Annotated in this window: 1 protein-coding gene; it reads left to right on the top strand. The window is 43.0% G+C overall.

Annotated elements, in window-relative coordinates:
- A partial coding sequence (locus ABN217_RS19630; protein WP_349459910.1) for a VWA domain-containing protein occupies positions 1 to 628 on the top strand: 628 nt, incomplete at both ends.

The following is a 628-nucleotide window of genomic DNA, read 5'->3' as shown; positions in this document are numbered from 1 at the left end:
ATCTCGTTTACGTGCGACATTTTTAGGTATTGAAGGGACATGGGCTGGTACAAAGTTTGATCAATCAGCAAGTGAGTATCTGATCAAGTTGGGGGTTAATGAACGTGATCTACAGGCTAGGCTGCCGTTTAGAGAATCAGATGGACGAGATCATGCTGGAAATAAAGAAGATCTTTGCCGAGCTGTTATTGATATTAGCAAACACTTTGATTGGCGTGATGATGCACGTAGAGCAATTTTTGTTTTAGGTGATGAGGGAATGGAGGGAGGTGGTGGAATTTTGACTCGCGCTGCGATAGCGAAAAACAATGAGGCAATATCTGTGGCTCAAGAAGCAGGGGTTAAGGTTTATACTTATCAAGGGACGCCAGATGATAGCCCAACAAACCTTGATCGTTTTCCCACCCTTGCGGATAGAGACAATGTGACAAGGGAATATGAACGTTTGGCAAAAGAAACCGATGGGCGTGCATATATTTACACGACAGGTATCGCCAATTTTGTGTTAGTACTGGAAGAAGTACTGTGTGATAGCCTGACACCACCAGTTTTACCGCATAAAGACTCTGTAGATTGCAATTCTGTGTGTGAACAACTGCCAAATATCATTGCAGCTGTGAATAAAATG

Source organism: Proteus sp. fly-1067 (assembly GCF_040139345.1).
Taxonomy (GTDB): domain Bacteria; phylum Pseudomonadota; class Gammaproteobacteria; order Enterobacterales; family Enterobacteriaceae; genus Proteus; species Proteus vulgaris_B.
The sequence above is the reverse complement of the archived record's forward strand: the minus strand, read 5'-3'. Positions and strand labels throughout refer to the sequence as shown.